The organism is Lysobacter sp. DMC104 (assembly GCF_056313665.1).
Window position 1 is genome coordinate 111,424 of the sequence record NZ_JBQUZW010000002.1, and the last position, 26,968, is coordinate 138,391.

The 26,968-nt window shown below is 70.3% G+C and carries 28 protein-coding genes; 16 read left to right on the plus strand and 12 right to left on the minus strand.

Features of this window, described 5'->3' with window-relative positions; all coding sequences use genetic code 11:
• Window positions 1-95: 95 nt before the first annotated feature.
• Window positions 96-362 (minus strand): DksA/TraR family C4-type zinc finger protein, encoded by a 267-nt coding sequence (locus ACT53R_RS03365; RefSeq protein WP_476170427.1) that lies wholly within the window; start codon window positions 360-362, stop codon window positions 96-98.
• Window positions 363-469: 107 nt separating this feature from the next.
• Here ACT53R_RS03365 and ACT53R_RS03370 point away from each other — a divergent pair, with 107 nt between their 5' ends.
• From ACT53R_RS03370 to ACT53R_RS03380, 3 genes are all read left to right on the plus strand, one after another.
• Window positions 470-1,489: an L-threonylcarbamoyladenylate synthase gene (locus tag ACT53R_RS03370; RefSeq protein WP_476170428.1), complete on the plus strand. Its 1,020-nt coding sequence runs from the start codon at window positions 470-472 to the stop codon at window positions 1,487-1,489.
• Between the two features lie 128 nt (window positions 1,490-1,617).
• Complete coding sequence (locus ACT53R_RS03375; protein ID WP_476170429.1) at window positions 1,618-2,379, plus strand: hypothetical protein; 762 nt, start codon at window positions 1,618-1,620, stop codon at window positions 2,377-2,379.
• Window positions 2,380-2,495: 116 nt separating this feature from the next.
• The gene (locus ACT53R_RS03380; RefSeq protein WP_476170430.1) at window positions 2,496-3,614 is read left to right on the plus strand and encodes a DUF1615 domain-containing protein; all 1,119 of its coding nucleotides are present in this window, start codon (window positions 2,496-2,498) and stop codon (window positions 3,612-3,614) included.
• Between the two features lie 23 nt (window positions 3,615-3,637).
• On the opposite strand, the gene ACT53R_RS03385 is transcribed toward ACT53R_RS03380, so the two are convergent.
• The 5 genes from ACT53R_RS03385 to ACT53R_RS03405 form a co-directional block, all read right to left on the minus strand.
• Entirely contained in the window at window positions 3,638-4,414 is a 777-nt protein-coding gene (locus tag ACT53R_RS03385; protein WP_476170431.1) for a hypothetical protein, read from the minus strand.
• A gap of 212 nt (window positions 4,415-4,626) precedes the next feature.
• A complete protein-coding gene (locus ACT53R_RS03390; RefSeq protein ID WP_476170432.1) occupies window positions 4,627-5,397 on the minus strand; it encodes a restriction endonuclease in 771 nt (256 codons plus the stop codon).
• Window positions 5,398-5,484: 87 nt separating this feature from the next.
• A complete protein-coding gene (locus ACT53R_RS03395; protein ID WP_476170433.1) occupies window positions 5,485-7,134 on the minus strand; it encodes a flavin monoamine oxidase family protein in 1,650 nt (549 codons plus the stop codon).
• Window positions 7,135-7,382: 248 nt separating this feature from the next.
• Window positions 7,383-8,114, minus strand: a complete 732-nt coding sequence (locus ACT53R_RS03400) for a hypothetical protein (protein ID WP_476170434.1) — start codon at window positions 8,112-8,114, stop codon at window positions 7,383-7,385.
• Between the two features lie 155 nt (window positions 8,115-8,269).
• Window positions 8,270-9,190: a M14 family metallopeptidase gene (locus ACT53R_RS03405; protein WP_476170435.1), complete on the minus strand. Its 921-nt coding sequence runs from the start codon at window positions 9,188-9,190 to the stop codon at window positions 8,270-8,272.
• Window positions 9,191-9,384: 194 nt separating this feature from the next.
• Here ACT53R_RS03405 and ACT53R_RS03410 point away from each other — a divergent pair, with 194 nt between their 5' ends.
• The 5 genes from ACT53R_RS03410 to ACT53R_RS03430 all read left to right on the plus strand — a co-directional run bounded on the left by ACT53R_RS03410 (window position 9,385) and on the right by ACT53R_RS03430 (window position 14,237).
• Window positions 9,385-9,699, plus strand: a complete 315-nt coding sequence (locus ACT53R_RS03410) for a hypothetical protein (protein WP_476170436.1) — start codon at window positions 9,385-9,387, stop codon at window positions 9,697-9,699.
• A gap of 96 nt (window positions 9,700-9,795) precedes the next feature.
• Entirely contained in the window at window positions 9,796-11,307 is a 1,512-nt protein-coding gene (locus tag ACT53R_RS03415) for a glycosyltransferase family 9 protein (RefSeq protein ID WP_476170437.1), read from the plus strand.
• The gene (locus tag ACT53R_RS03420; protein ID WP_476170438.1) at window positions 11,304-12,017 is read left to right on the plus strand and encodes a hypothetical protein; all 714 of its coding nucleotides are present in this window, start codon (window positions 11,304-11,306) and stop codon (window positions 12,015-12,017) included. Before ACT53R_RS03415 ends, ACT53R_RS03420 begins: the two co-directional genes overlap by 4 nt.
• Window positions 12,018-12,153: 136 nt before the next feature.
• Window positions 12,154-13,326, plus strand: coding sequence for an extracellular native short-chain-length polyhydroxyalkanoate depolymerase PhaZ7 (phaZ7, locus tag ACT53R_RS03425; protein WP_476170439.1), 1,173 nt, complete (start codon window positions 12,154-12,156; stop codon window positions 13,324-13,326).
• Window positions 13,327-13,394: 68 nt separating this feature from the next.
• Complete coding sequence (locus ACT53R_RS03430; RefSeq protein ID WP_476170440.1) at window positions 13,395-14,237, plus strand: class I SAM-dependent methyltransferase; 843 nt, start codon at window positions 13,395-13,397, stop codon at window positions 14,235-14,237.
• A gap of 1 nt (window position 14,238) precedes the next feature.
• Here the strand turns inward: ACT53R_RS03430 and ACT53R_RS03435 are convergent, their stop codons facing one another.
• The 3 genes from ACT53R_RS03435 to ACT53R_RS03445 all read right to left on the minus strand — a co-directional run bounded on the left by ACT53R_RS03435 (window position 14,239) and on the right by ACT53R_RS03445 (window position 18,582).
• A complete protein-coding gene (locus ACT53R_RS03435; protein ID WP_476170729.1) occupies window positions 14,239-15,162 on the minus strand; it encodes an acyltransferase in 924 nt (307 codons plus the stop codon).
• A gap of 158 nt (window positions 15,163-15,320) precedes the next feature.
• Complete coding sequence (locus ACT53R_RS03440) at window positions 15,321-17,366, minus strand: M13 family metallopeptidase (RefSeq protein WP_476170441.1); 2,046 nt, start codon at window positions 17,364-17,366, stop codon at window positions 15,321-15,323.
• 88 nt (window positions 17,367-17,454) lie between these two features.
• A complete protein-coding gene (locus ACT53R_RS03445) occupies window positions 17,455-18,582 on the minus strand; it encodes a DUF7832 domain-containing protein (protein ID WP_476170442.1) in 1,128 nt (375 codons plus the stop codon).
• 143 nt (window positions 18,583-18,725) lie between these two features.
• On the opposite strand from ACT53R_RS03445, the gene ACT53R_RS03450 reads away from it, so the two are divergent.
• The 5 genes from ACT53R_RS03450 to ACT53R_RS03470 all read left to right on the plus strand — a co-directional run bounded on the left by ACT53R_RS03450 (window position 18,726) and on the right by ACT53R_RS03470 (window position 21,455).
• Entirely contained in the window at window positions 18,726-19,748 is a 1,023-nt protein-coding gene (locus tag ACT53R_RS03450) for a TIGR00266 family protein (RefSeq protein ID WP_476170443.1), read from the plus strand.
• Between the two features lie 208 nt (window positions 19,749-19,956).
• Window positions 19,957-20,622, plus strand: a complete 666-nt coding sequence (locus ACT53R_RS03455; protein WP_476170444.1) for a class I SAM-dependent methyltransferase — start codon at window positions 19,957-19,959, stop codon at window positions 20,620-20,622.
• On the plus strand, window positions 20,619-20,918 hold the full coding sequence (locus tag ACT53R_RS03460; protein WP_476170445.1) for a YkgJ family cysteine cluster protein: 300 nt from the start codon (window positions 20,619-20,621) through the stop codon (window positions 20,916-20,918). Before ACT53R_RS03455 ends, ACT53R_RS03460 begins: the two co-directional genes overlap by 4 nt.
• A 16-nt stretch (window positions 20,919-20,934) precedes the next feature.
• The gene (locus ACT53R_RS03465; protein WP_476170446.1) at window positions 20,935-21,198 is read left to right on the plus strand and encodes a hypothetical protein; all 264 of its coding nucleotides are present in this window, start codon (window positions 20,935-20,937) and stop codon (window positions 21,196-21,198) included.
• 35 nt (window positions 21,199-21,233) lie between these two features.
• Entirely contained in the window at window positions 21,234-21,455 is a 222-nt protein-coding gene (locus tag ACT53R_RS03470; protein WP_476170447.1) for a hypothetical protein, read from the plus strand.
• 27 nt (window positions 21,456-21,482) lie between these two features.
• Here the strand turns inward: ACT53R_RS03470 and ACT53R_RS03475 are convergent, their stop codons facing one another.
• Complete coding sequence (locus tag ACT53R_RS03475) at window positions 21,483-22,532, minus strand: hypothetical protein (RefSeq protein ID WP_476170448.1); 1,050 nt, start codon at window positions 22,530-22,532, stop codon at window positions 21,483-21,485.
• Between the two features lie 223 nt (window positions 22,533-22,755).
• Between ACT53R_RS03475 and ACT53R_RS03480 the strand changes: the two genes are divergently transcribed.
• From ACT53R_RS03480 to ACT53R_RS03490, 3 genes are read left to right on the plus strand one after another with little or no spacing between them, the layout of a single operon-like run.
• Window positions 22,756-23,907 carry an SPFH domain-containing protein gene (locus ACT53R_RS03480; protein WP_476170449.1) on the plus strand — a complete coding sequence of 384 codons (1,152 nt, stop codon included), beginning with the start codon at window positions 22,756-22,758 and terminating at the stop codon, window positions 23,905-23,907.
• 18 nt (window positions 23,908-23,925) lie between these two features.
• Window positions 23,926-25,263: a TFIIB-type zinc ribbon-containing protein gene (locus ACT53R_RS03485; RefSeq protein ID WP_476170450.1), complete on the plus strand. Its 1,338-nt coding sequence runs from the start codon at window positions 23,926-23,928 to the stop codon at window positions 25,261-25,263.
• Window positions 25,260-25,523, plus strand: coding sequence for a hypothetical protein (locus tag ACT53R_RS03490; RefSeq protein ID WP_476170451.1), 264 nt, complete (start codon window positions 25,260-25,262; stop codon window positions 25,521-25,523). Before ACT53R_RS03485 ends, ACT53R_RS03490 begins: the two co-directional genes overlap by 4 nt.
• Before the next feature lie 33 nt (window positions 25,524-25,556).
• On the opposite strand, the gene ACT53R_RS03495 is transcribed toward ACT53R_RS03490, so the two are convergent.
• Window positions 25,557-26,105, minus strand: a complete 549-nt coding sequence (locus ACT53R_RS03495; protein WP_476170452.1) for a hypothetical protein — start codon at window positions 26,103-26,105, stop codon at window positions 25,557-25,559.
• A 156-nt stretch (window positions 26,106-26,261) separates the two neighbouring features.
• A complete protein-coding gene (locus ACT53R_RS03500) occupies window positions 26,262-26,861 on the minus strand; it encodes a hypothetical protein (protein ID WP_476170453.1) in 600 nt (199 codons plus the stop codon).
• Window positions 26,862-26,968 lie beyond the last annotated feature (107 nt).

Here is a 26,968-nt window from a genome sequence, read left to right on the forward strand (position 1 = left end):
GCAGCGCGCCAAGCGTCCGCAAGGGCGATCGACGACGGTTTGCGCAGGGGCCATTGCGATGCACAGCGTCGATGCCGTCGCACGCAAGCCGTCGTTCAGCGCAGTTGGCTGTCCTTGCTGCCGCGACGGTTGTAGCCGGCATGGCCGGCCTCCTCGCGATCGTGCGCCTCCTGGCAGGGCACGCACAGGCGCACGCCGGGCATCGCCAGGCGGCGCGCTTCGGGGATGGCCGCGTCGCAGTCCTCGCAGCGCTCCAGGCCCGGTCCCTCGCGCAGGCGGCTGCGTGCCCGCGCGATGCCGTCCTTCACGGTCGCGTCGATCTGGTCCTGCACGGCGCCGTCGCCGGCCCAACCGGTGGCCATGGGGGTCTCCTTCAGGCATGGAAACAGGGCGGACCGCGATCTTAGTCCGGTCGCGCCGGGCCTGCATCGGCGACGGCCGGCCTTGGCCGGTTTGTTACCCTGTCGAGATGCCTGCCGCCCCCCTCGCCACCCGCCGCCTCGACGCCGCGTGCGACACCGATGTCGCCGAGGCGGTGCGCCTGCTGCGCGCGGGCCGGCTGGTGGCGGTGCCGACGGAGACCGTCTACGGGCTGGCCGCCGACGCCATGAATCCCGAGGCCGTGCGCGGCATCTTCGCCGCCAAGGGCCGGCCCGCGAACCATCCGCTGATCGTGCACCTCGGCGACGCGGCGTGGCTCGACGACTGGGCCCGCGACGTGCCGGAGACCGCGCGCCGGCTGGCCGCGGCGTTCTGGCCCGGCCCGCTGACCCTGCTGCTGCAACGCGCCGACCACGTGCCGGACACCGCCACCGGCGGTCGCCCCAGCATCGGCCTGCGCATGCCCGACCACCCGGTGCTGCTGCGGGTACTACGCGCGCTCGGCAGCGGCGTGGCCGCGCCGTCGGCCAATCCCTACCAGCGGCTGAGCCCGACCACCGCCGACCAGGTGCTGGCCGGCCTCGGCGGCCGCATCGACGCCGTGCTCGACGGCGGCCCGTGCGCGGTGGGGCTGGAATCGACGATCGTCGATCTCACCGGCGAGGCGCCGCGGATCGTGCGCGCCGGGCCGATCACGCGGCGCCAGCTCGAAGACGTGCTGGGCATGCCCGTCGCCTTCCCCGAGGCCCACGACGCCGCGGTGCCCGGCAACGTCGCCGTGCACTACCGGCCGCACGCGCCGCTGCACGTGTTCGCCACCGAAGCCCTGCGCACGCGACTGGCGATGCTGCCCGCGGACGCGCGCATCGCCCTGCTCGCGCAGACGCCTGACCTGCACGGGTCAACCGCGGCGGGCGTGGCGCTGCGCATCGCGATGCCGGCCGACAAGGCCGGCTACGCGCGCCTGCTGTACGACGCCCTGCACACCGCCGATGCCGCCGGCGTCGACGCGATCTGGCTGGAACGTCCGCCTGCGGACGAGGACTGGCGCGACGTGCACGACCGTCTGGATCGCGCGGGCAGCCCCGCGCCCGGCGACGAAGCCTGACGGCGCGAAAGCGTGTCGGCGTGATCCGGTCCGGCGCCGGATTCCGCTGGAAGAAGGGAACCCGCCCCCGCGGGTCCGCGGCTGCCTCGCGCGCCGCGCCAGACGATCCCCTTCAGGAGCCCCGTTCCATGACGCGCAAGATGTCTTCGCTCGCCACCGCCTGTGCCACCCTGCTGTTCGCCGGCAACGCCTTCGCCGGTCCGGCGACCGCCCCGAACGGCTTCCGCATCGAAAGCGAAGCCCAGTTCCTCCGCGACTACGGCGACCAGGTCGAAGCGGCCGCCCCCGGCGTCTACCAGGTCATCCGCGGCCCGCTCGCGGGCAAGACCATCGCCCTCGGCGAAGCCGGCCTGCGCTACGACCTGGCCGCACTGCGCGCCCGCATCGACGGTTCGGCGGCCTCACCGAAGACCGGCGCCATGCTGCGCCGGCTCGAAGCGGCGCAGACGCAGTTCGCGAAGGCCCGCCCCGCCAGCGACCCCGCCAAGGTGAACTCCGGCGGCGTGCTCTACTGCAACTATTTCAATGGCACCCGCAACATCTTCTACACCGGCCAGGCCTGGGTCGAAGCGACGGCCGGCTATTACCTCGACAACGGCAGCGGCGGGCTGAACTACTACTACGCCCGCGCCCTGGCCAACGCCACCGCCATCATCAGCCGCCCCGGCGGCGTCCCGCTGCGCGTCGCCGTGTACGCCAACGCCACCGCCATCAACCACATTTCGGGGCAGTCGGTCTTCCGCACCGGCGCCGGCGTGTCCAGCGCGACCGCCAACACCGGCTACGTCTACAGCGGACCGGATTTCGTGCACGACCTGTACGCGCTCTCGACCGTCACCGGCACCGGCGACTGCGCCGGCTACATCTCGATCTCGGACAGCCTGCACTGAGCGACCGCCCGCGCCCGTCGCCATGCGCGGCGGGCGCAGGGCCACCGCCCGGTGACGGCGGTGACGCCGTCGCCCCGCCTTCCCGCCACCGGCATCGACGGCTACAGTCGCGGGCGATGACCGCCCCTGCCCCGTTCCGACTGCAACGCATCGCGCTCTGCCTGTCCCTCGCCTTCCTGTTCGCCGGCTGCGCGAGCGACGAGGCGTCGAGCCCCGAACAGGTGCGCGCCCGCCTCCAGCGGCTGATGCCGGCGAACGTGCAGGATCGCCCCGGCTGGGCCGCGGACCTGCAATCCGCGTTCACCGCGCTGGACATCGAACCGTCGTCCGCGAACCTCTGCACCGCGATCGCGGTGATCGAGCAGGAATCGGGCTTCGTCGCCGACCCGGCCGTACCGGGGCTGGGCGCGATCGCGCTGAAGGAAATCGAGGCCCGCGCCGCGCGCCACCACATCCCCGCGTTCGTGGTCCGTGGCGCCTTGCAGCTGAAATCGCCCGGCGGCGACACCTGGGAAACGCGCATCACCGATGCGAAGACCGAAAAGCAGCTCAGCGACCTGTTCGAGGAAATGATCGCGCAGGTGCCGATGGGCTCGCGGCTGCTGGCGCGGCTCAATCCCGTGCACACCGGCGGTCCGATGCAGGTCTCGATCGGCTTCGCCGAGGATCACGCGAAACGGCATCCGTATCCCTACGCGTTCGCGGGCTCGGTGCGGCACGAGGTGTTCTCGCGTCGCGGCGGCGTGTACTTCGGCATCGCGCACCTGCTGGGCTACGACGCGCCCTACGACAAGCCGCTGTACCGCTTCGCCGACTTCAACGCCGGCCACTACGCCAGCCGCAACGCCGCCTTCCAGAACGCACTGCGCGTGGTCGGCGGCACGAAACTGCAGCTCGATGGCGACCTCGTCCGCTTCGGCAAGGGCGACGGCGGCAGCGAGCGCGGCGCCACCGAGGCCGCTGCGATCGCGCTGGCCGACAAGCTCGGCATGACCCCGGCACAGATCCGCAGCGACCTGGAGGACGGCACCGAGGCGTCCTTCGCCGACACCACGCTGTACGCGAAGACCTTCGCGCTGGCGGACAAGCGCGCCGGCAAACCGCTGCCGCGCGCGCTGCTGCCGAAGATCGACCTGCACAGCCCGAAGATCACGCGCCACCTCACGACCGAATGGTTCGCCAAACGCGTCGACGGCCGCTACCGCCGCTGCATGGGGCGCGCGAAGAAAGGCTGATCAGGCCCGCACGCCGCACGCGGTCACTGCTCGCCAGCATCGCCGTACCAGACGCCGGGTTCGCCGCGCGCCGGCTCCGCCGGTTCCGTGCCGCCGTCGTCGACAAGGGCGGGATCGAGTGCCTGCGTGCGATGCACCGACGGCGTGCTCGCGGCGATCACCCGCATGGCCTCGTCGGCATTGCGCCGCGACTCGGCAAGCGACACCGGATCCGCGATCGCGGACGCATTCAGCGGCACGGGCGCGGAAAGCGGTGCGAGCCTGCCATCCGAAGCCGCGTCCGACGGCATCGGCGAGGGCGCGCTGCGTTCACGCGGATACGACGCCTGCACGCCGTTGCCGGTCATCACGTAGGCATCGGTGGTCAACGTGGCGACCGGAAGCGACTCGGGGATGATCACGCGCCCCACGCCGGCGGCATCCGCGACATACCCCTGCGCGGGCGCAATCGGCGCGGGCAACGCGACGGCGGTCGGGCCATGTCCGCCGTCGGACGCGATGCTGGCCGCTTCGCTCGTCGGCGCATTGAACAGCAGGAAGGCGTTGAGGCCGAGCAGGCCCGCCGACAACGACACCATGAAGACCGCGGCGGTGCGGAACCACAGGCCGCCTTGTCCGCGCTGCGCCGCGCGCGACAGCGGACGCGCACGCGGCGGCAGCAACCGGCGCTCGGCCACGATGAGCGCGCGGTCGCCCCAGTGGCGTTCGGAAACCGGGACGGCCGCAGCCGCACGGAACGAGGAAGACGCAGGTTCGCGATCGTCGACGTAGAGATGCGTGGCGATGGAGGACGGATGCATGGGACACCGGACGTGCAGGCGCGCCGTGGCGCGGGCGTCCAGTATCGAAAGCACCGCGCGATGCACCGCCGCAGGCAGCGCAGGCGTTCAGTCCGGGCGTCGTCCGGTACAGATCGGTGAACGACGGGTGATCGCGCGCGGCATCGCGCACGGCGCGCACGATCGCCCGCGTGCGCATCGCATGCCCGTTGCGCACACCATGCGCGCGCGATTCACATTTCCGGCGTGGAATCCTCGATCGTCCGCACCGCCTCGTCGGCCTTGCGCCGCGATTCGCGGATTTCGTCTGCAGTCGGTGGCGCCGGGACGTCGGCCTGCGGCAAGACTGCGGGCGCCGGCTGCGCGGATGGCGGTGATGACGTTGGCAGAGTGACGGTGGATACCACCGGCGCAGGCTGCTCCGGCGGCACACCCGCGGTCGACGCAGTGCGCGCCAGCATTTCGCGCACCACCAGCACGAAGCCGATCGCGCACAGCAGCGCGATGCCGAGCAGCAGCAGGCGCAGGCCGTCGTTCCTGCGCGCAGGCGGCGCGGTGCGGCGCAGTTGTGGCGGCGGCGCGGGCTCCGCCGGCGCGAACGCATCGTCGCCGAGCATGTCGCGCACGCCGCGGCCGTCGATCAGTTTCAGCTTGTCGGTGCGCTGCGCCGCGGCGATCGCCGCATCGGTGAATTCGCCGCTGGTGATCAGGATCGCGCCGGTCGCGCCTTGGGTGACGAGGATGCCGAGCAGCTCGTGCACCGCGTTGTGCGTCACCTGCTTCGCGTTCCAGTGCTTGCATTGCACCAGCACCACCTGCGCGTCGCGGCGCAGGCGCAGGTCGACGCCGCCGTCGAACGTCGCGCCCGTGCCACCGGTGCCGACGTGCTCGACCCACCAGCCGACATCGCGGTAGTACGCGGCGAGCACGCGTTCGAATTCGTCCCAGCCGATCCGGCTGAGCGCGTCGTCGTGACGTGTGCGGACGTTCTTCAATCGCGACATGCCGGCCTCCCTGGCTGCATCGTGCGTCGCGTAGCGGGAGCGTGCCGCCCGCCGAGATCGGCGGGCGACGTCACGCGGGTTCCGCGATCAGGCCATCGCCCGCATCGCGCGGGCGAAGAAGCTGCGGCTCTGCGACAGCGACAGCGTCTCGGCCGCGGCGCGCAGGCCGGACAGCGCCGCACCTTCCATGAAGCCCTGCCACTCGTAGAAGCTGCTGGTGTGGTCGCCGGCGAACAGCACGTTGTCGACGGCCTTGGCTTCGTTGTGGGCGATCATCGTGAAGTAGCCCGGGCGGTGGCAGGTGTACGCGCCCTTGCTGTACGGGTTGTTCGACCAGTGCTGCGCGAACGACACCGGATCGCCGCTGGCGCCGCGCTGCACCGCCTGGAACGCGCCGGGCATCACCGTCTCGAGTTCGGTCAGGAAGCGCGAGGTCTCGGCACGCAGGTTGCGCGGATCGAAACTGCGCGCCGCCGCGCCGCCGATCAGGCCGGTCAGCACCGCGCGCTTGTCGCTGCCGTTGTACGGATTGGTCTCCCACGTGGCCTGCACGCGCGAACGATCGCTGTAGGTCGTGCCGTTGGTGCCGTGCTTCACGTACCAGTACGGCTGGTTGAAGCCGACCATCAGCTTGGCGCTGTCGCCCATCGCCGACTGCTGGATCGCGAAGCGCTTCCAGTCCGGCAGGCCGACGCTGGCGTCGATCTGCACGTCGCGCAGCACGCTGAAGGGCAGCGCCAGCACCACGACGTCGTGGTCGCGCTGGAAGGTGCGGCCGTTGGCGTCGAAGGTCAGGCGCACGCGGCCGCCGGCGAGCTTGCTCACCGCGACCAGGCGATGGCCGGTCTGCACCGGCGACGGCAGGCGCGCGGCCAGTTCGGTGGCGATGCGGTCGTTGCCGTCGACGACGTGGAAGCCGTCGCCGCCGAACGCGCCGACCTGCGCGAACTTGCCGCGCTTGTCGCCGTGCAGGAAGCGCAGGAAGCCGATCGCGCTGAGTTCGTCGATGCCGGCGCCGTATTCGGCGGCGTAGGCCGCGCCGATGACCTTGCGCAGCAGGCCGCCGGCGCCGTTGAGGGTGAGGTAGTCGTCGAGACTCATCAGATCGAAGGTTTCGTCGGCGACGTTGTGGCGCTCGGCGGTGGGCGTGCCGATCAGCGCGAGGTCCTCGCGCATCGCGCCGACGAAGCCGCGGAATTCGTCGACCACCTGCGCCTCGGAATAGACGCGGCCGTCGAAGTGGTAGCGGGTGGAGCCCGGCAGCATCGAGAAATCTTCGAGCTGCAGGCCGAACTCGCGGGCGTAGCCCAGCATGGTGTGGTGCGCGCTGCCGATGAACTCGGCGCCGCGCTCGGCGACCTGGCCGGCGAACGCGCCGCGCAGGCTGAAGCAGCGACCACCGACGCGGCCCGAGGCCTCGTAGACCTGGGCAGCGACGCCGTTGCGGCCCAGCTCGTAGGCGCAGCTCAGGCCGGCGATGCCGGCGCCGACCACCGCGACCCCGCCGCCGCCCGACACCAGCGCCTTGCGCAGCTTCGCCGCGCCGGCCATGGCCATCGGGCTCATCGCCCCGGCGCCGGTGGCCGCGGCCACCGCACCGGCCATCGCGCCGGTCGTGAAGCGACGGCGACCGGCGTCGCGCGGACCGTCGAGATGCTCGATCGCTTCCTGCGCACTCGCGCCCGTGGCTTCGCAATGCGCCGCCAGGCGTGCCAGGCGCTGCAGACGCGCCATCATCGAACTTCCGCTCATGTGGTTCCCCCCGGATGTCTTGAAAGTGATCGGCCATGGCGAAGGCCGGGTCGCCTCGCGGCGACACCCGTCCATGGACCGTCCGTCGTATCCCCTGCCCGCGGCGCAGTTCCCCCGGCGCGCGAGCCCTGCGGGGCAGTGTGCCATAACCGGCGTCGATGGTGCCGCCGCGGACGTCCGCCAGATCGACGGGGCCGCCTCCGCTTGCGCCGGAAGCCCGGCCCGTGCCCGGCTCAGGCCGGCGCCAGCTCGTCGGCAAAGCGCTTGCGCAGTTGTTTCAGGCGCTTCAGCGCGGCATCGGTCTGGTGCTTGGTCTCGCACATCGCCCGGTAGATCAGCAGCGCGTCCTCGACCTCCTCGCGGCAGCGAGCCTCGATCGCCGCGTGGTCGCCGCGGTCGTAGAGGTCCCAGACCGACCGGCCGGGATCGATGCGCTTGCCGTCGACGTACTTCTCGTAGAGCTGGCGCTTGGTCTTCGGGTAGGCGAAATACGGCTGGTTCAGCGCGAACTGGCCGAAACTGGCCACCCCCAGATCGATCTGGCGGCAGCCGTACAGCAGGTCGTGGGCCTGCACCGCATCCAGCACGCCGTGCTGCGCGATGCGCGCCGCGAGGCAGGGCACGTCGCTGTGGCCGATGCCGATGCCGGCGAGGATCGGCGACCCTTCCTGGCGCGCGTCGGCGTAGGGCTTCCACTCGGCCTGCAGGTGCGCGGTCATCGCGCGCAGCATCGCGGCCTCGTCGTCGTGCGACCACACCCAGAACTCGCTGCGCCGGGTCACCCGGTCGAGCATCGGCAGGTAGGTCAGGAAGGCGCCGCCCAGCAACCTGTGGTCGGCGAGGTGCGGCGAGAAGCGCATGCCGCTGCGGGTGTTCCGGGCGCGATCCGGCGCCGGGACGTAGTACTCGAGATCGAAGAACAGGATGCGGGTCCTGTCCGGAAAGAAGCGGCGCTCCACGCGCATGGGCTCTCCTGAGCGAAGGGACGTCCTCGCCCGGCGCGGGGGGTCGCGCCGAATGCCGCGGACCCTACGGGGCCACCGGCAACCGGTCAAGGCGCGCCGTCACACCCCGCGACGATGGTCCAACACGGTTCAGACGGGCGGCACGGCGCGCCCGATCAGGGGTGCGCCAGCACGTAGTCGATCGCTGCACACACCGCCGCGGCCTGCGCGGCGTCGCACTGCTCGGGCGTGGCGCGCGGGCTGTCGGGGTAGACCTCGGTCGTGGTGCGGTACGGCGCATCGGTCAGGCCGGCGCACAGGCCGAGTGCGCGCAGCGGATAGCGGATCACGCCCGGCGCCACCACCGGCGAGCCGATGATCTCGCCCCGTTCGTCCGCCGGCGCGATATGCGTGACCTGCGCGACGGCGGCGATCACCGCGGCCTGGAAATCCGGCTGCGGCGCTTCGGTGTCGTCGACCAGGTAGAAGCCGTCGGGGATCGTGCCGGGCTCGAACGGTTTGCCGTCGCGGGCGGCCAGCGCGGGGCGGAATTCGGATTCGTCCGAATCGGTGGTCTCGTGCAGGTCGATGTGCAGCGCGAAACGAGCACGCCACGGCGCGACCAGACGCATCAGTGCGGCCGACTCCGGCGCCGGGCTGTCCTCGCGGAACGAGCGGTTGGGATCGACCGCGTCCGCGTTCCAGCGCTGGACGTGTTCGTAGGCCCACGGGCTGACGCACGGGACCACGAGCAGGTTCACGCGATCGGCATACGCGGCCGCATGGCGATCGAGGAAACGCAGCGCACCGTGGACGCCGCTGGTTTCGTAGCCGTGCACGCCGCCGGTGACCAGGACGTGCGGCCGATCGTCGCGCCAATCACGGCTGCGCAGCGCGAACAGCGGATGGCGGCCTTCCGGCGCGCCGTCGATCTCGCCGTAGGCCAGCACGTCGAAACGATCGCGCAGGCGATCGATCACGGCCAGCACGTCGTCGGCGTAGCGGCGGCGACGGCGCTGGCGCGAGCGCCATTCGGCGACTTCCGCCACGCCCCAGGGCTGGCCGGGCGTGCCGATGGCGGGAAAGGCGTCGGTCATGGCGTGTCGTCCGGCTGCGGTCGGGACGCAGAGTGTAGTGCGATGCGCGTCGTCGCGAGGCTGATCGCGCATACCTGTCAGTTCTGTCAGGGCCCCCGGCGTGCGCCATCCACGGCGCTTATGATCGGCCCGGGGGGTGATTCCGGATTGCGCACCCCGTTTTCCCCGGAATCCGGATCAACAAGGAGAGTTCGATGATCATCAATTCGCTCGCGGACGCGACGGTCACGTCCAATCAGCTGATCGAGTTCAACCTGCGCGACATCGCCTACAGCGTCAGCGGCTCGAAGGGCACGCTGAGCGGACAGGTCAGTGCGGGCCATTACCAGTCGATCGACGCCACCGCGACCGGCGCCGGCCCGTACAAGGTCACCCTGGGCTACGTGAACCAGTCGTACCAGGCGGCCCCGGTCCTGGTCGACAGCAACGACGCGCTGGTCACGTTCTGGATGGCGTTCCCGGTCGGCCCGAACGGCCCGAAGACCTTCGTGTTCGAGAACCAGAAGTAAGTCCACGCACGCCCGGCTGCGACCGGGCCGACGGAACGGCCGGCGACATCGGCCGTTCCGTTTCCGCCACCGCCGCCACTCCCGGACCGACTGCCGATGTCCTTTCCCGCCAAGTCGCCCGCCGACGCCGCGCCCGACGCGTGCGCGATCGATCCCGCGCAAGCGCTGCACGATGCCGCGATGCTGGCGCGCGCGGGGCGATTGCACGACGCCATCGACTCGTTGGCGCCGGCGCTGCACGCCCTGCCCGCACACTGGCCGCTGGCGTCGGCGATGACCGACCTGCGCGAAGCGGCCGGCGCCTGGCCCGAGGCGGTCACCACGCTGCACACCTTTCTGCACGCCGCGCCGGCCTCGGCCGAAGGCTGGTATCGACTCTCCGGCTTGCTCTGCCGCATCGGCGACGCGGACGCGGCGCTCGACGCTGCCCGCCGCGCCGTGGCGCTGCGCGATGACTGGGCGCCGGCGCTGAACCGGCTGGGCTGCCTGCTCGCCCCTGCATCGCCCGACGCCGCCCGCAACGTCTTCCGCCGCGCCATCGCCGCCGACCCGCGCTGGCCGGGACCGGCACTCAATCTCGCCCGTTCGCAGCGCGATCACGGACAGGTCGCCGACGCGGTATCGACGTTGCGCGAAGCCGCCCGCCACGCACCGGAGGACGCCACGCTGCGTTCGGCATTGGCCGAAGCCCTGCTCGAACACGGCGATTTCGCCGAGGGCTGGCGCGAGTACGCCTGGCGCTTCGGCTGCGGCGGCGCGGTGCCGTCGTTCCCCGGCACGCAGGCGCCGATCTGGGACGGCGAACCGCTCGACGGCCGCATCGTGATGGTGTGGCTGGAGCAGGGCCTCGGCGACCAGCTGCAGTTCTGCCGCTACCTGCCCGGCATCGTCGCCGCCGGTGGTCGCGTGTGGCTGCAGGCACCGCCCGTGCTGCGAGCGCTGATCGCCACGCTGGGCGTGGTCGAACGCTTCGTCGACGAAGGCGAGGTGCCGGTCGGCTTCGACGTGCAGATCCCGCTGCTCAGCCTGCCGCACGCGCTGCGTGCGCGCATGCCGGACATTCCGCCGGCGCCGTATCTCTCCGCTCCGCATGCAGCGACCGACGCCGCCGTCGCATTGCTCGGCACGCCCCCCGGCACGCTGCGGGTCGGACTGGTGCATGCCAGCCGCCCCGATCATCCGAGCGCGCCGCGACGCGACTGCCCGCTGGCGCTGTTCCGCGCGCTGTCGTCCGTGCCGGGCATCGCGCTCTACGGCCTGCAATTCGGCGTGGCCGGCGCCGAAGCGGCGCGCGCGCAGGACTGGCCGATCGTCGATCTCTCGCCCGTGCTCGGCGATTTCGCGCAGACCGCGACGATCGTGCGCGCACTCGACCTGGTCATCACCGTCGACACCGCGATGGCGCACCTGTGCGGCGCACTCGGGCATCCGGTGTGGACGCTGCTGTCCACGCCCTGCGACTGGCGCTGGCAGTGGGGTCGCAGCGATTCCCCGTGGTATCCGTCGATGCGGCTCTACCGGCAACAAGCGCCCGGCGACTGGACCGCGCCGCTGGCGGCGATCGCCGGCGATCTCGCGTCGCTCGCCGCCGCAAGACACGGCGCATGAGTCCGGAGCCGCTGCCCTCGCTGTTCGTGATCGCGCTGCCGCGGTCGCTGTCGTGCCAGGTCCACGCGTGGGCGCAGGCAGCGCTCGGCCTGTCCGCGCCGGCATGGACCAGCGCCGGCGAAATCCTCAACGTCGGTCGCTGGCGCATGCTCGCACGCGAGGACGACGGCGACCGCTTCACCACGCCGGACAAGGTGGTGCGCTTCGAGCTGTGGTCGCACTTCCTCGACGATGTGGTGCAGCCGCACGGGCAGGCCTGCAAGGACGTGGTGCAGCCGTTCGTGTGCGCGCACTGGCTGGCGCAGCCCCGCGCACGCGGCCTGCGCGTGCTGCACCTGCGACGCCCGGTGGCCGACGTGGCGTGGTCGATGCTGCGCGCCGGCTGGCATTACCCCGCGCGCGCCGCCATGGCCGGCGACGACGACACCGATCGGCTGCTGTCGGGGCTGCTGCGCGCCCGCGACGCGCTCGACGGCGTGGCGCAGGCGGTCGACCTCGATTTCGACACGCTGGTGAACGCGCCCGACGCACTGGCCGTCGCGCTCGGTCGGCTGTACCCCGACGCCGACCTGCCGTCGCCGCTGCCGGCATTCGGCGATGCCGGCTTCCAGGCGCACGCGTCCGACGTGCTGGCGCGCCGCCGGACGCCGCTGTGGCGCGACCTGGCAGCACGCATCGAACGCCTCGAAGCGATCGCCGCCGCACGCTGACCTGCCGCGCGTCACGGAACGCGCATGCTGCGCCGCGTCATGCCCTTTCGGGCAATAGGCCGGGACGGGATGGCGGATCACCATCGGGCGGATCGGTCTTCATCGTCGTCGTACCGACCCAGCGGGGAGGATACCCATGTCGCGCAGCACGTCGAAGTTCGCAAGCAGATCGCTTGCTCCCACGTTCGCCTCCGCCGCCGCGTCCGCGCTGCTGGCCATGGCCCTGCCGATGGTCGGCGCCACCGCACTCTTGTTGCCCGGCCGCGCGCAGGCGCTGGACTGCGGCACCAACAACGGTTTCACCTGCACCGGCACCGCCACCCAGTACGCCGGCGGCTTCAACCCGGGCGTCGGCAGCGGCGGCTTCGGCGGCGCCTCCGGCTGCACCGCCACGCGCACGCCGGTGGTGTTCATCCCCGGCAACGGCGACAGCGCGATCAGCTTCGACATGCCGCCGGGCGCGGTGAGCGGCTACACCACGCCGGCCAATTCGATGTACGACGAGTTCAAGGCGCGCGGCTACAGCGACTGCGAACTGTTCGGCATCACGTATCTCTCGTCGAGCGAGCGCGGATCGCCGCAGAACAACTACCACAGCCCGACGAAGTACCAGATCCTCAAGACCTTCATCGACGCAGTGAAGGCCTACACCGGCCGCAGCCAGGTCGACATCGTCGCCCACTCGATGGGGTCGAGCATGGCGCTGGCGACGGTCAAGTACTACGGCATCCAGGGCAGCGTGCGCCGCTTCGTCAACATCGGCGGCGGCCTGCGCGGGCTGAACACCTGCTATTCGACCGGCTACCAGTCGGCGCTGGCACCGACGTGCAACGCCGAAGCCTACGTGTATCCGTACAACTACTACACGTTCGGCTACTACCCCAGCACCGGCGTGACCTTCTACGGCTACAACCGCTGGACCGGCAGCGGCAGCGACAGCCTGCGCGCGATGCCGACGGCGTATCCGTCGATCAGCTTCTACACCATCACCGCCGGCCTGTACGACCAGGTCCACTGCTTCACCACCAGCTATTCCGGCGGATGCAACAACGGCGCCCTGTTCAACGCGACCACGAACGTGAAGGCGCAGGTCGACATCGGCACCGGCAGCAGCGCCTATGCCTACGACTGGAACTGGAACGACGGCAGCCCGTACAACGCCGGCGGCGGCGACACCAGCAACGGCGTCGGCCATTTCCGCTCGAAGACCAACGCCGGCCGCATCGCCTACAACATGCTGGCCACCACCTGCACCACCGGCTGCGCCAACGGCTACGTCGGCGTGAACGGGCCCGCGTTCAACCGCTGACCCCGCTTCCGGGCGACACGCGGGAGGCGCGACGGGTATCCTGCCCGCCCCTCCCGCGGAACGTCCCCGTGCCGAAGTACGCCGGCCCCCTGCTCACCCGCGCGCTCGCCGAGGCGCTGGTCGCCGCGCGCGACGCCGGCGCCGCGGTCTGGACCGGTTCGCTCGACCTCGGCCGCAGCACCGGCGACGCACGGCTCGACGCCGACGGCTGGACCTGGCGCGACGTGCGCTACCCGTGGCCCGGCAAGCTGAAGGACCGCACGATCCACGTCTGGGACGGCGAGGACTTCGTCCCCGCGTCGCGCTTCTCCGGCGGGCTGATCAAACTCGTGCCCACCGACTGGGGCGCACCGACGTTCGAGATCGACGGCATCAAGATGCTGCCCACGGCGAAGACCTCGCCGGTCGAGGACGCGCGGCGCAAGGTCGCGCTGGTGCGGCCGCAGGGCCGCGCGGTGCTCGACACCTGCGGCGGCCTCGGCTATTTCGCCGCCTGCGCGCTGGAGGCGGGTGCCGCGCGCATCGTCTCGTTCGAGAAGAACGCCGACGTGCTGTGGCTGCGCACGCTCAACCCGTGGTCGCCCGATCCTGAGGCGCCGGAACACGACGGCCGCCTGTCGCTGACGCACGGCGACGTGTCGCAGGCGATCGCGCAACTGCCCGACGCCGGGTTCGACGCCCTGCTGCACGATCCGCCGCGCTTCGGCATCGCCGGCGAACTGTATTCGCAGGTGTTCTACGACCAGCTCGCGCGCGTGGCGCGGCGCGATGCGCGGCTGTTCCACTACACCGGCACGCCCAACGCGCTGACCAGCGGCCGCGACGTGCCGCGCGAAGTCGCGAAGCGGCTGGATAAGGCCGGGTTCCGGACCGAACTGGCGCTCGACGGCGTGCTCGGCGTCCGCCGCTGACTCAATCCGCGGTCGCGGCGTCGGCCACGGGCGCCGGCGTCACCTCGGGTTCGCCCAGCAGGCGCGCGATCTCCGCGTCCTTGTCCTGCCAGATCCCGTTGAGCCAGCGCTGGAACTGCACCCGGTAGGCCGCGTCTTCCTGGTAGTTGCCGCCGACCAGCGCCGCCGGGATCGGCCGTTCGCGCACCGTCACGTACACATCGGGGATGCGGTCGCCCATCAGGTCGAGCATCGTCGGCCGGCCGCCGGGATAGACGATGGTGACATCGAGCACCGAGTGCAAACTGTCGCCCATGGCGTCGATCACGAACGCCACGCCGCCGGACTTCGGCTTCAGCAGGTGGCGGTACGGCGACAGCTGCCGCGCATGCTTCTCGGGCGTGAACCGGGTGCCCTCGACGAAGTTCATCACCGACACCGGGATGGCACGGAATTTCTCGCAGGCGTGGCGGGTGGCCTCGCGGTCGCGATGGCCGAGTTCCGGGCGCTTCGCGATCTGCTTCTTGGTGTAGCGGCCCATGAACGGGAAATCCAGCGCCCACCACGCCAGCCCCAGCATCGGCACCCAGAACAGCTGCCGCTTCAGGAAGAAGCGCAGCAGCGGGATGCGCCGGTTGAAGTGTTTCTGCAGGACGAGGATGTCGACCCAGCTCTGGTGATTGGCCAGCACCAGGTAATGACCGTCGATGCGCGGCGACGCCGATTCCTCGACGTGGAACCGGGTGCGGGTGAAGCGGTCGATCATCGCGCTGTTGACCGCGATCCAGCTCGCTGCCAGTCCGGTCAGGACGGGATTGCAGGCCAGCCTGACCCTGTCGAACGGCAGCAGCGCCTTGAACACCGCCACCACCATCAGCGGCGGGACGTGCAGCATGGTGTTCGCCGCGATGAGCAGCAGGATCGGAACCACGCGCAGCCAGAGCATCAGGGACACCGGTCGTCGACAGCCGAAACAGGGCGGGCCATTGTCCTACGCGGACGATGGCGGCAACAGCACCCCGATCGTCGCAATCCGGGCCCCGGTCACACCCGCGGGCCCGGCGGCGGGCGGGACGGCGCAGCGGCCGCCCCGTCCGGCGGACATCACCAGATCTTCACCCGGTCTTCCGGCTTGCGCCACATCGGCTGGCCCGGCTTGACGCCGAAGGCCTCGTAGAACTCCGGGATGTTCGACATCGGCGCCAGCACGCGCCACTTCGCCGGGGCGTGCACGTCCGACAGCAGGCGGGTGCGCAGCACCTGCTCGCGCTGCTGCGACATCCAGCCCAGCGCATAGCCCAGGAAGTAGCGCTGGGTCGGGGTGAGGCCACCGATCTTCTCGCCCTTGCGGTACTGCTCGGTCTTCTGGAACGCTTCCAGCCCCAGCAGCACGCCGCCGTAGTCGGCGATGTTCTCGCCCAGACTGGCCTTGCCGTTGATGTGCAGCCCCGGCAGCGGCTCGTAGGCGTCGAACTGCGCGACCATCTTCTGCGCGGCGGCGTTGAAGCGGTCCTCGTCTTCCTTCGACCACCAGCCGGACAGGTTGCCCTGCTGGTCGTACTGGCGGCCCTGGTCGTCGAAGCCGTGGGTGATCTCGTGGCCGATGGTGCTGGCGGCGACGTAGCCGTAGGCGACCGCATCGTCCACCTGCGCATCGGTGGTGCCCGGGATCATCAGGATCGCCGCCGGCAACACGATCTCGTTGTTCGACGGGTTGTAGTAGGCGTTGTAGGTCTGCGGGGTCATGCCCCATTCGGTGCGATCGACCGGCTTGCCGAACTTCGACAGGTTGTCCTGGAACTGCCAGCGCGCCGCCGCCATCACGTTGGCCGCGTAGGACTCGCGACCGATCTGCAGCGTCGAATAGTCCTTCCAGGTGTCGGGATAGCCGACCTTCGGCGTGACCGAGGCCAGCTTCGCCAGCGCCTTCGCCTTGGTGGCGTCGCTCATCCAGTCCAGGCGCTGGATGCGGTCATGGAAGGTGTCGCGGATCGCCTCGACCATCGCCGTGTAGCGGCGCTTCGACGCCTCCGGGAAATAGTCCTTCACGAAGATGCGGCCCAGCACCATGCCCAGCGCATCGTTCTCCTCGTCGACCACGCGTTTCCAGCGCGGGCGCTGTTCCTGCTGGCCCGACATCGCCTTGCCGTGGAAACGGAAGTGTTCGGCGTCGAACGCGGTCGACAGGTACGGCGCGTAGCTGTCGGCGAGGTGGTAGCGCAAGTAATCCTTCAGCGTGGACACCGGCGTCGCGTGCACGAGGCGTTCCTCGGCCGCGAAGAATTCCGGCTGGCCCACCAGCAGGTACGACGGATGCAGGCCCCACGCCGCCAGCCGCGCCGTCCAGTCGATCGACGGCGTGTACTTCGTGGTGAACTCGGCCGGCGTGAGCTTGTTGTAGTTCTTCTCCGGGTCGCGCAGCTCCTCGAGCTTGCGCGAGGCCTTCGCCAGCGCGGTCTCGAACGCCATCACCCGCTGCGCCGCCGCCTTCGCGTCCGCGGGCTTGCGACCGAGCAGCTCGAAGGTGCGCGCGATGTGGGCCACGTACTCGGCGCGAATCTTCGCGACGCCGGCTTCCTTGTTGAAGTAGAAGTCGCGCTCGGGGAGGCCCAGGCCGCCCTGGTTCAGCTGCGCCGCCATCGTCGCGCTGTCCTTGTCGTCCTGCGCGACGTAGAAGCGGAACAGGCTGGGCACGCCGATCGCCTTGTAGTCGAACGCAGCGTCGATCACGCCGGCCGGGGTCTTGATCGCATCGATGCGCGCCAGTTCGCCGCGCAGCGGGGCGATGCCGAGCCGGTCGGCGCGCGCGGTATCCATCGCCATCGACCAGAAGTCGCCGATCTTCTGCTGGTCGCTGCCGGCCGCGGCCTGCGCCGTCGCCGCGGTCTCGCTGATGGTGCGCAGCCGCGCGTACAGTTCCTCGTCGACCTCGTTGCCGATGCCCCACGACGACTCCGACGCCGGGATCGGGTGCGCCTTCAGCCACGCGCCGTTCGCGTACTGGAAGAAGTCCACGCCCGGATCGACCGAGGTGTCGATGTGCGCGGCGAGGAAATCCTGCGGCGCGTCGGCAGCGAAGGCGGTGCCGGAGGCAAACGCCAGCGCGGCGGAGAGCAAGGCGATGCGGAACGGGGCAAACGACGGGATCATGGGCGTCTCGCGCAGGGAGAGGCCGGGGACTGTGCCGGCCGCACGCGCGCGAGGCAAGCGCCGGAGGTCATGCGCGCGGGCGCGGGGCTCAGGGCATCCAGCCGCGCGCACGGTCGCGGAGGCGCGGGATCAACGCCAGCGCGCCGTCCTGGTCGCGACTGCGTGCACGCGGCGCAATGGCGAGGATCGCGGCTTCGGTCTCGTCGAGCATGCCGCGCAGGCGCGGATGCTTCGCCATCTCGGCGGCCAGCAGCGCGGGATAGGGATCGTGCGGCAGGAACAGCGGCGACGCCGACATCGGCCGGGTGCCGTGGGCCAGCGCCAGCCCGTCGATGCCGTCCAGGCCGCGGAGCAGCGGCAGCACGAAGGTCTTCACGCGCGCGGCCAGCCAGGCCAGCAGCGGTGCGAGATCGTCCTCGCGGAAGAGCCAGAAGCCCGTCTGGTCGCGGCGATAGTCCTGCACCGCCCCCGTCCAGCCCTCGGCGAGCCGCGCGAACGGGACTTCGGCCGAACTCTGCAGCGAGGTGACGACGCCCTGGTCTTCGGTCTTCTCGCGCAGGATGGCGTCGTACAGCGCCGACAGGTGCAGCGTGCATTCCAGGCGCAAGCCGTGGAACCACTCGGGATCGTCGACCGCGTACAGATTCATGGACTGCACGGCATCGCCGACCTTGCGCTCGAAGGTCGCGACGTCGGCGATCTGGCTCCAGACACTCGGCGCCACGCGCGGGAAGCGCGCGGCCTCGAAGACAGGCTGCAACGCGGCGACGAGCCGCTCCAGCACCTCGCTGCGGGGCGGGAAACCGAAGCCCCGGCGCCACTCGGCGTAGCGCCGGTCCAGTTGCCACAGCACGCGCGCATGCCGCTGCGGCGTGAGGTCGGCACCGAAGATGGCATCGACGGAAGCATCCGGCGCGCAGTTCATCGCCTCGATGAAATCCTTGAGCACGAAGCGCTCGTAGCAGGCAGCGGCGAACGCGTTGCCTTCCTCGTTGAGGTCGTCGTCGAGCAGTTTGCCATCGCAGCGGTCGAACAGCAGATCGAGCCCGGTCGTCGTGCCGGCCCGCAGCGCGTCGGCGTCCTCGGCAAAAGTGTCGCCTGCCAGCCCGCGCAGGATCGCCCACGCCAGGAACAGGCCGATGTGGCGGCCGCCGTGCTCGTTGGGCAGGTCGGTCTCGAACTCGAGGAAGTAGTACTCGGCGTCGTCGTATTTCATCGCGGGCGGCGGTTCGGCGGGCCGCAGAGTATAGGCAGGCGTCCAGGCGGCCACCGCCGGGACGCGTCGTGACCGGCGGCACGGGCCGCAGGCGGTGGCGCCTGCTAGCGTGTGCGCCATTCCACCCCACCGAGGATCGCACGATGAACCACTGGTATTTCCACGCCGCCGGCGGCGACCGCATCGGCCCGCTCGACGACGCCGCCGCGCAGGCGTACGCACGGCAGCATCCGACCACGCTGTGCTGGCGCGAGGGCTTCACCGCATGGCGTCCGGTGGGCGAAGTCGACGAACTGCGCGCAACCGGCCCGCAGGCCCCGCTGCCGCCGCCCCTGCCGACCGCGGCCGGCGCGCGCGGCGCGATGCGCAACGACGACATCGACTACCGCATCGTCGGCAACGACATGCAGTTCGTCGAAGTGGAACTCGACCCCGGCGAAAGCGCGATCGCCGAAGCCGGCGCGCTGATGTACAAGCACGCCGACGTCGAGATGAACACCGTCTTCGGCAACGGCTCGCATTCCGGCCAGGGCGGCGGGTTCCTCGACAAGCTGATGGCCGCCGGCAAGCGCGTCGTCACCGGCGAGAGCCTGTTCACCACGGTCTACACGCACACCGGCACCGGCAAGGCGCACGTGGCGTTCGCGGCACCCTACCCGGGCACCGTGCTGGCGATGAAGCTGGACGAGCACAACGGCCGCCTGATCTGCCAGAAGGACAGCTTCCTCGCCGGCGCGCGCGGCGTGCAGGTCGGCATCCATTTCCAGCGCAAGATCCTCACCGGCCTGTTCGGCGGCGAAGGCTTCATCATGCAGAAGCTGGAAGGCGACGGCTGGGTGTTCGTGCACGCCGGCGGCACCGTGATCGAGCGCGAACTGCGCGCAGGCGAGCGCCTGGACGTCGACACCGGCTGCGTCATGGCCTTCCACGACACCGTGAACATGGACGTGCGCGCGGTCGGCGGCATCAAGAGCATGCTGTTCGGCGGCGAAGGCATGTTCCTGGCCACGCTGACCGGCCCGGGCAAGGTGTGGCTGCAGTCGCTGCCGTTCTCGCGCATGGCCGGCCGCATGCTGGCCGCGGCCCCGCAGCGCGGCGGCGGCCGCGACGAAGGCTCGGTGCTGGGCGGCCTGGGCCGCCTGCTCGACGGCGACAACGGGTTCTGATTCTGAACGACGGGTTCCGCACCGGACGGGCCTGCGCGGCCCGTTTCCGGCGGTTTCGCCCGGTTTCCGACATGGCCTGCCGCGGGCCTGCTATCATCCCGCGGCAGGCAAAGCCCTGCAGTGCGCGTTCCGCGCGACCTCCGTCGCCGCCTCGCTCCCGTTCACGCGCCATCGCCCGGACACCGGGCGACGCCTCAAGGGGAGCGCCTTGCCCGGCTTCGCCACCCGCAATCTCACCGTTTCGATCGGCGGACACGCCTATCGCCTGCGGGTCCTGAGCGACCGCCAGCAATTCGCCGATCCCGACGGCCACGGCGCCCGGCTCGGCATTTCGTCCGCCCAGTGGAGCCTGTTCGGCCAACTGTGGCCATCCGAACGCCTCCTCGCCCAGGCGATGTCGCTTGCCGACATCGCCGGCAAGCGCGTGCTCGAACTCGGCTGCGGCATCGGCCTGGCCAGCCTCGTCCTGCAACGGCGCGGCGCGGAGATCGTCGCTTCCGACGTCCATCCGCTGGCCGAATCCTTCCTCGCCTACAACGCTGCGCTGAATGCGCTGCCCGCGCTGCATTACCGGCAATTGCGCTGGGACCAGCCGCTGCCGACGCTGGGCGAGTTCGACATGATCATCGCCAGCGACGTGCTGTACGAGCGCGACCATGCCGACCTGCTGTCCCGCGTGGTCGAGCGCCACGCGCGCCCGGCCTGCGAAGTGCTGATCACCGATCCCGGCCGCGGCCAGAGCACGGCGTTCACGCGGCGCCTCGACGCGCAGGGATTCACCGTCGACGAAGAACGCTGCGCCATGGACGACGACGACCGGGTGAAGCGCGGCCGGCTGCTGCACTACCGCCGCGAGGCGAGGGCGCTGTCATGAGCCTCGTGTCCTGCCGCAACTGCGATGCCGTCTGCTGCCGCCTGACCGTGGTGCTGCAACCGGAAGACCGCGTCCCCCGCCACCTGACCACCCACACCGCCGCCGGACTGCACGTGATGGCGCGCGACGAGGACGGCTGGTGCGTGGCGGTGGATGCCGCGAACGGCCTGTGCTCGATCTACGAGACGCGCCCCGACGTGTGCCGCCGCTTCGTCGAGGCCGGGCCTTACTGCAAGTCGGTCCGCAGCGACCATGCGGATCGCCTGGCGCGCGGCATTCCCCTCGAACTCTACTGACCACCGGAGCATCGACATGCCCCGCGCCAAAGCGCCCGCCCCTCCCGCCACGTCGACGGCGTCGCCGTCCGCCACCCGGCATCTGTTCACATCGCAGAAGCCCGCCGATCGCAACGGCCGCAAGTCCGAACTCACCAGCGAACGCATCGCCGAGGACCTGGCCGCCTTCCGCCGCGCCGGCGGTCGCATCGAGGTGCTGGGCGTGACGCGCACGCTGACGCGCATCGAAGGCGAGCCCCCGCCCGCCGCGCCGACGCCGGCCGGCAAGCGCCGTCGCTGAACACCTTTCCCTTCATTTCCAGACAGGAGCCCGTCTTGGCCACACCCAACTATTCGTTCGAGAAACGCCAGCGCGAGCTGGCCAAGAAAAAGAAACAGGAAGCCAAGGACGCGCGCCGCCGCGAAGCGCGTGCGGCCGGCGCCAACGCCGGCGATGCCGATGCCACCCCGGATGCCGCGCCGGTGGCACCGAGTGCGCCCGCCGATCCCGCGGTCGCCGCCCCGCGCGTCCACCTGCGCAAACCCGCCGCCGAGTGACGCCCCCGCCGCAGCGCGCGACGCGCGCTATCGGCCCAGGTCGCAGATCGCACCGAGGCAGCGCCCGGTGTTCATGTCGTAGATCACCGAATGGCCGGGATTGCCGGTCGGCAGCGGCACGCCGTCGGCCACGTAGAACGCAGCGAGGTGCGCGCCGTACAGCCCGGCCGGGATGCGGAACGGCTTCAGCACGACGAACGCCCGGCCCGGCGCCGCGGCCACGCGCGGCGCGTCGTCGGCGCGCCCCTCCGGCGCACGGCGCCGCCGCGCCTCGCGCCACGCCTGCACGTCCGCCTCGGTGGCCGGACGCAGCACGCCCGCCCGCACCGCCGCTTCCAGGCCGGCATCGCCGGCAAGCGGCGCATCCTTCAGCGCGAAGCTCGCGGCATCGCGCGCCGAGGCATCGGTGACGAGCGATGCCTCGGCCGCCGCATTGCCGAGCAGCACGCGCCCGTCGTGCGCGGTGAAAATGGCATCCGGCGCGCGACCGAACGCCCGCTGCGACAGCGCCTCGATCGCGCCCGCCGTGTCGTCGCCGACGTAGGCGTAACCGCAGGCGCCGCGGTTGTCGTAGGTGCTGACGATCGTCGGCACGTTCGCCGGCACGCCGGACACCTGCTGCGCGTGGTAGCCCGAGACCAGCACCGCGACGATCCGCGTCTGCGGCGACCAGCCCACGCTCCAGACCGTCGGCTCGTACGCACCCAGCAGCAGCGCGACGGACTCTCCCGGCTTGTTCACCGCCACGCGGATCGTCGTCGCCTCGTGCCCGCTCTGGTCGATCTGCAACGACGTCTCGGCGCCGCCATACGCCCCCGCGGCATACACGTGCACATCCGCCGGCAGCGCCGGGAAGCCGCAGACGCTCGTCGCCGGCAGCTCATCGCGCGGCGCACCGTCGTCGAAGGGCTTGGTCGGCATCGGCTTCGGCAACGCGACCGAACCCGGGGCCTGCGCATCGGCAGGCGGCGTCCGTCCCATCCGCGGCGGCGCCCCGTTCGGCCACTCGCAGCCGGCGATGGCGAGCGACAGCAAGGGCACGAGCAACAGCCTCGACAGGGACGTGCGGGCGATCATGGCGAATCCGTGGACGACGGCAGGCAAGCCGACAGGATACCGTCGCCAATCCGTCTGCCTCGTCCGATCGCGACGGACAATCTGCGGACTGCTCGGCATGGTCCGCGCCAACGCGACGCCCGCTGCCACATGACGATCGACATGTCCCGTCCGCCGCGGATCCGCCGTTATAGTGCGCTGCACGGCGGACATGTCGTCCGGCCAGAAATTGCGGAGAGAGGTCATGGGTCTCGTACAGGCGGTGGTGGGTGCGGTCGGCGGCACGCTCGCGGACCAGTGGAAGGACTTCTACACGGTGCCGGCCGGTCTGCCGTCGACGGCGGCGCTGTTCGCGGCCGTGCCGCAGGGCACCAATGCCGGGCGCGGGTCCAACACCCATGGCTCCTCGAACATCATCACCAACGGCTCGAAGATCATCGTGCCGGAGGGCTACGGCCTGCTGCTGTTCCAGGACGGCAAGATCACGGCGTTCGTCGCCGAGCCGGGCGGCTACGAGTGGCGCTCGGATGATCTGAACTCGAAGTCGATCTTCGCCGGCGACGGCCTCGTCTCGTCGCTCATCACCCAGAGCTGGGAGCGCTTCAAGTTCGGCGGCCAGCCGGGCTCGCAGCAGGCGGCGTTCTTCGTCTCGCTGAAGGAACTGCCGGACAACCGTTTCGGCACGCAGTCCGAGATCTACTGGGACGACGCCTTCCTCAACACCCAGGTCGGCGCGATCACGCGCGGCTCGTACACGCTGAAGATCGTCGACCCGATCCTGTTCGTGAAGAACTTCGTGCCGGCCAGCTACCTGCAGCCGGGCAAGGTGTTCGACTTCACCGACCTCGACAACGCGGCCGCCGGCCAGTTGTTCAACGAAGTCGTCGGTTCGCTCGCGCCAGCCTTCAGCCTGTACACGAACGACCCGAGCAAGGGCAACCGCATCACCAAGATCCAGCAGGACTCGGTCGGCTTCGCGAAGAGCTTGTCCGACGCGGTCGAGCAGGGCTACCAGTGGAAGTCGGACCGCGGCCTGGCGATCGTCAAGACCGCCATCGTCTCGATCGAGTACGACGCCAACACCCGCGAGCTGCTGAAGACCGTGCAGCGCGCCGACGCGCTGTCCGGCGCGCGCGGCAATTCGAACCTGCAGGCCAGCGTGGCGCAGGGCATCCAGTCCGCCGGCGAGAACGGCGGTGCCGCGGGGCTGATGGGCATCGGCATGGCCACCGGCATGACCGGCGGCTTCGCCGGCCTGCAGCAGCCGGTCGCACCGCCCGCCCCGGCGGTCGATGACCCGGTCGCCAAGCTGAAGAAGGCGAAGGAGATGCTCGACCTCGGCCTGATCACCCAGTCCGACTACGACGCGCTCAAGGCCAAGGCGCTCGGCCTGTAAGCCGCAGGCGCAGCGACCATGACCGACCCGCGCGTCCCGCCGCCGCTGCCGCCGCCGTCCCCGCCCCCGCTGCCGCCGCGCGTCGACGGCCCGGGGTCGCCGCGGGACGTGCCGCCGCTCCCCGGCACCCTGCCCGTCGACCCGGCCACCCTGCCCGACCCGATCCGCAAGGAACTGGAGGCGCCGGATCCGGTCGCGATCGACACCGCGTCGGCGGAACTCGCCGACGGCATGAACCGCTGCCCCAAGTGCGGTGCGACCGACATCCGCCACAAGCCCGGCACCGACCTGCTGGTCTGCCTCTACTGCCGTCACGAGTGGGACGGCGCGCGGGTCGAGGAACTGTTCGGACTGGGTGACGGCATCGACCAACTCAGGGGCACCGCCGTCGCCTCGGGCGCGCGCGACATCGCCGCCGACGCCAAGGTGATGATGAGCTTCAAGTGCAGCGGCTGCGGCGCCGAGGTCACGGTCAACACCGAGAACGCGATGACCGCACGCTGCCACTGGTGCCGCCACGTCTTCGGCGTGAACGAACAGGTGGCCAACGGCGCCGTGCCCGACGCCGTGCTGCCCTTCCACATCAAGAAGGACGACGCGGTCGCGCGCATCCGCCAGTTCGTCGACAAGCGGCGGCTGTTCGCACTGAAGGAATTCAAGCAACAGTTCACGCCGGAGAACGTCGTCGGCGTCTACCTGCCGTACATGATCGTCGACGGCAACGCCAGCGCCGACCTCTTCGGCGAGGGCGAGATCAAGACGCGCGAATACACCCGCGGCAGCGACAACAACAAGAAGACGTACTACGACGCCGACGTCTACCGCGTCGGGCGCCATGTCGACTTCACCGTCGACGACCTGCCGCTGGAATCGTCCACCGAGCGCGGCAACCTCGACACCCGGGTCAACACCAACAACATCATCAACACCATCCTGCCGTTCGACACCAAGAACGCGGTGAAGTGGAACGCGTCCTACCTCGCCGGCTTCAGCTCGGAGAAGCGCAACAGCAACGTCGAGCAGCTGAAGCCACGGCTGGAGGACCAGTTGCTTTCGATCGCGCGTGCGCAGGTCGAAGCGTCGGTGAGCCGCTACGACCGCGGCGTGCGCTGGGAGCAGGAACGCCTCGAAGTCCACGGCACGCGCTGGGTGTCGATGTACCTGCCGGTGTGGCTGTACTCGTACCACCAGCCCGGCGCCAATGGCGGCCTGCTGCACTACATCGCGGTCAACGGCCGAACCGGCGAAACCATGGGCAGCGTGCCCGTGCAGCAGTGGAAACTGCTGCTGGCCGCGCTCACCGTCGGCACCATCCTCGAAACCATCGCGATCGCGATCGTGGCAGGTTCCCAATGAGCGACGACGGCGGACTCTGGATCCTGCTGGCCGGCCCGGCCGGCGCCACCGCGCTGTACTGGACCCTGTACCGGTACTACCGCAACACCGACAAGTCGCACGGTTTCGAGCGCGAGACCCGCATCGACGCCAAGCCCGTCGAACGCCTCGACGACGACAAGATCGGCGAGAACAACGGCACGCGCGAGCGACGCATCGACGGCGACAACGTGCGGGCGTACCGGCAGCGGGTGCAGCGGCTGCGGGACGAATCCTCCTGATCGACGGTCTGCAGGCCGTCCCGGGATGTCGCTTCAGCTGACTTCCAGCGTGAAGTAACCCTCCTGCAGGAGGCTGGTGTCGGCGACGACCGTGATCGTCGCGTCGGGATTCGTGGTCCTGACCATGTCGGTCGTGATGCCGTTGATGATCGCGTAGATGCTGTACGTGTCGGCGATGTTCAGCGTCCTGATCTCGAAGCTGTTCGGGACGACCACGCTCTGCAGCATGACGCCGTTCCGCGAGACGGTGAAGGTGACCGGATTCAGGGTCGTCTTCTGGAACTGCAGTTCGTGGGGACGCGAACTCGGCACCTGGACCATGTCGAACTCGTAGGTGCCCTGCGCAGACACCTGCCGCACCTGGGCGATGAAGCCGGCGGCACCGGTCACGTCCAACGGCGCCGACGTGTAGGTATTGCCTTCGATCACCGTCGTGGCCGTGACCTGAAAGGTGTCGGTGACGGGCACCAGCAACTGCGCGCCAGGCGCAAGGCCCGGGAGGCGCGCGATCACCTGCTCGCCGCGGTACACCACGAACTGGGCGACGAAGTCCGTGTGATTGCGAAAGGTCAGCACACTCATGGGGCATCCTTGTCGGAGGGGAGCGAACGGCGCAAGGCGAATGTCGCGAGGCGGGCTTGCGGACCCGGTCACCTTGCGAGGCGGTGCGACCGCATGCATTCCGGTGTGCCGCGGCGGCCTGCCTCGATCGCGATTCCGCGCAGCACGGCCTTTCCGTCAGCGCGGCTTGTCCTTGCAATGCCTGTCGGGCTTGCCGTTGTGCTTCAGGCACGGCGGAGGCGGAGGCGACGAAAGATTGGCGATGGTGTCGACCGAGAATTCGAGCAGCACCGTGCTGTTCCCGTCCAGCATGACTTCACCCGCCGCATAGTTGAACTGGCTGAGATCGAAGCTGGCGGGAAGCTCGCGGCCCTGCAGCCCGCTGCCCATCAAACGGAACCCCATGAAGGCCTCGGGGAAGAATCGCTGGTCGATCATCAGCCCCGGGGTGCTGTACAGATCGAACAGATTGGCCGGCGAATTCTGGTAGTAGATCGTGATCCACGTGCGGTCGCTCAGCAGCATATGGCCGTCGACCGTGGCCACGAGCGCGGCGTCCAGCTCGTACAACCCCACCGTGTCCTGCGGATAACTGCCTGCCGTGGCATCGTCGTAGTTGAACGTCGCGTGGAAGACGGACCCGACTTGCGCGATGCGCGGGTTCTCGCTGCGCGTCACCGTGCCGGTCAACTCGAAATAACGCTGTTCCGCACTCGCCGTGCCCGAGACCAGCCACGACACACAGGCGACGACGGCAAACATCCAGTTCCGGGGCATGACCTTGTTCCTTGTCGGCAAGAGCGGGCACGTACTGGCGACACGATCCCCTTGGCCGCCGGTGCAACTTCGGTGGTGTCGATGATACAGGAACGCAGGAGCCGCCC